The organism is Pseudomonas sp. 21615526 (genome assembly GCF_013386245.1).
Classification (GTDB): domain Bacteria; phylum Pseudomonadota; class Gammaproteobacteria; order Pseudomonadales; family Pseudomonadaceae; genus Aquipseudomonas.
The window spans coordinates 1-3049 of record NZ_JACAOM010000061.1 but is presented as its reverse complement, the minus strand read 5'-3'; the positions used below and the strand labels follow the sequence as shown (position 1 = coordinate 3049).

At 51.7% G+C, this 3049-nt stretch carries 1 rRNA gene; it reads right to left on the bottom strand.

The features are described from left to right. Positions 1-163: 163 nt before the first annotated feature. Positions 164-3049, bottom strand: a 23S ribosomal RNA gene (locus HX786_RS17680); the annotation flags it as partial.

Here is a 3049-nt window from a genome sequence, read left to right as displayed (position 1 = left end):
GGTCGTCAAGAAATTCGGGTACTGAGTCGTGGCCAGCTGGCCTCGCTTCAGCAAATTGGGTATGTGATAGCTTTCGGTGTTTTGCAAGATCTCGAACTTTCGGTTCGTTTCGTCTTCACACACCGCAATCTGGTCTCTTCGACGCAAATTGCTTGGGTGTTATATGGTCAAGCCTCACGGGCAATTAGTATTGGTTAGCTCAACGCCTCACAGCGCTTACACACCCAACCTATCAACGTCGTAGTCTTCGACGGCCCTTCAGGGAACTCAAGGTTCCAGTGAGATCTCATCTTGAGGCTAGTTTCCCGCTTAGATGCTTTCAGCGGTTATCTATTCCGAACATAGCTACCCGGCAATGCCACTGGCGTGACAACCGGAACACCAGAGGTTCGTCCACTCCGGTCCTCTCGTACTAGGAGCAGCCCCTCTCAAATCTCAAACGTCCACGGCAGATAGGGACCGAACTGTCTCACGACGTTCTAAACCCAGCTCGCGTACCACTTTAAATGGCGAACAGCCATACCCTTGGGACCGGCTTCAGCCCCAGGATGTGATGAGCCGACATCGAGGTGCCAAACACCGCCGTCGATATGAACTCTTGGGCGGTATCAGCCTGTTATCCCCGGAGTACCTTTTATCCGTTGAGCGATGGCCCTTCCATACAGAACCACCGGATCACTAAGACCTACTTTCGTACCTGCTCGACGTGTCTGTCTCGCAGTCAAGCGCGCTTTTGCCTTTATACTCTACGACCGATTTCCGACCGGTCTGAGCGCACCTTCGTACTCCTCCGTTACTCTTTAGGAGGAGACCGCCCCAGTCAAACTACCCACCATACACTGTCCTCGATCCGGATAACGGACCTGAGTTAGAACCTCAAAGTTGCCAGGGTGGTATTTCAAGGTTGGCTCCACGCGAACTGGCGTCCACGCTTCAAAGCCTCCCACCTATCCTACACAAGCAAATTCAAAGTCCAGTGCAAAGCTATAGTAAAGGTTCACGGGGTCTTTCCGTCTAGCCGCGGATACACTGCATCTTCACAGCGATTTCAATTTCACTGAGTCTCGGGTGGAGACAGCGCCGCCATCGTTACGCCATTCGTGCAGGTCGGAACTTACCCGACAAGGAATTTCGCTACCTTAGGACCGTTATAGTTACGGCCGCCGTTTACCGGGGCTTCGATCAAGAGCTTCGCGTTAGCTAACCCCATCAATTAACCTTCCGGCACCGGGCAGGCGTCACACCCTATACGTCCACTTTCGTGTTTGCAGAGTGCTGTGTTTTTAATAAACAGTCGCAGCGGCCTGGTATCTTCGACCGGCATGAGCTTACGGAGCAAGTCCTTCACCCTCACCGGCGCACCTTCTCCCGAAGTTACGGTGCCATTTTGCCTAGTTCCTTCACCCGAGTTCTCTCAAGCGCCTTGGTATTCTCTACCCAACCACCTGTGTCGGTTTGGGGTACGGTTCCTGGTTATCTGAAGCTTAGAAGCTTTTCTTGGAAGCATGGCATCAACCACTTCGTCATCTAAAAGATAACTCGTCATCAGCTCTCGGCCTTAGAATCCCGGATTTACCTAAGATTCCAGCCTACCACCTTAAACTTGGACAACCAACGCCAAGCTGGCCTAGCCTTCTCCGTCCCTCCATCGCAATAACCAGAAGTACAGGAATATTAACCTGTTTTCCATCGACTACGCTTTTCAGCCTCGCCTTAGGGACCGACTAACCCTGCGTCGATTAACGTTGCGCAGGAAACCTTGGTCTTTCGGCGTGGGTGTTTTTCACACCCATTATCGTTACTCATGTCAGCATTCGCACTTCTGATACCTCCAGCAAGCTTCTCAACTCACCTTCACAGGCTTACAGAACGCTCCTCTACCGCATCACCCGAAGGTGATACCCGTAGCTTCGGTGTATGGTTTGAGCCCCGTTACATCTTCCGCGCAGGCCGACTCGACTAGTGAGCTATTACGCTTTCTTTAAAGGGTGGCTGCTTCTAAGCCAACCTCCTAGCTGTCTAAGCCTTCCCACATCGTTTCCCACTTAACCATAACTTTGGGACCTTAGCTGACGGTCTGGGTTGTTTCCCTTTTCACGACGGACGTTAGCACCCGCCGTGTGTCTCCCATGCTCGGCACTTGTAGGTATTCGGAGTTTGCATCGGTTTGGTAAGTCGGGATGACCCCCTAGCCGAAACAGTGCTCTACCCCCTACAGTGATACATGAGGCGCTACCTAAATAGCTTTCGAGGAGAACCAGCTATCTCCGAGCTTGATTAGCCTTTCACTCCGATCCACAGGTCATCCGCTAACTTTTCAACGGTAGTCGGTTCGGTCCTCCAGTTAGTGTTACCCAACCTTCAACCTGCCCATGGATAGATCGCCCGGTTTCGGGTCTATTCCCAGCGACTAGACGCCCTATTAAGACTCGCTTTCGCTACGCCTCCCCTATTCGGTTAAGCTCGCCACTGAAAATAAGTCGCTGACCCATTATACAAAAGGTACGCAGTCACAGAACAAAGTCTGCTCCCACTGCTTGTACGCATACGGTTTCAGGATCTATTTCACTCCCCTCTCCGGGGTTCTTTTCGCCTTTCCCTCACGGTACTAGTTCACTATCGGTCAGTCAGTAGTATTTAGCCTTGGAGGATGGTCCCCCCATATTCAGACAAAGTTTCTCGTGCTCCGTCCTACTCGATTTCATGACTAAGAGATTTTCGCGTACAGGGCTATCACCCACTATGGCCGCACTTTCCAGAGCGTTCCGCTAATCTCAAAGCCACTTAAGGGCTAGTCCCCGTTCGCTCGCCACTACTAAGGGAATCTCGGTTGATTTCTTTTCCTCAGGGTACTTAGATGTTTCAGTTCCCCTGGTTCGCTCCATACACCTATGTATTCAGTGTAAGGTAACCATCTTATGATGGCTGGGTTCCCCCATTCAGACATCTCCGGATCAAAGTCTGTTTGCCGACTCCCCGAAGCTTTTCGCAGGCTACCACGTCTTTCATCGCCTCTGACTGCCAAGGCATCCACCGTATGCGCTTCTTC